1 pseudogene is annotated in these 313 nt (G+C 30.0%); it reads left to right on the forward strand.

Going from position 1 to position 313, the window contains the following annotated elements:
• Nucleotides 1-313: pseudogene (locus tag ACQRD5_RS17300) on the forward strand (IS21 family transposase); the annotation flags it as partial.

Raw genomic sequence — 313 nt, forward strand, 5'->3', positions numbered from 1 at the left:
TGCTTATTGCAACGGAAAAATAAATAATAAGTTTCAACAATTTGCTGATGATTATGGATTTAAAGTCCGACCCTGCATAGCAGGTAGACCGAATACAAAAGCTAAAGTAGAGGCTCCTATGAAACTATTAGATGAAATTAGAGCTTATAATGGAACTCTAAATATTGATGAATTACATGAATTAGTTTCAAAACTTAATAACAGAATTAATAGTACATGCCATACATCAACTGGTAAAATTCCAGTATTATATTTAGAAAAAGAAAAAGATTTCTTACTTGAGCTTCCCACAGAACAAATAAGAAATCGTTAC

The organism is Clostridium sp. SGI.024 (assembly GCF_050315195.1).
Classification (GTDB): domain Bacteria; phylum Bacillota; class Clostridia; order Clostridiales; family Clostridiaceae; genus Clostridium.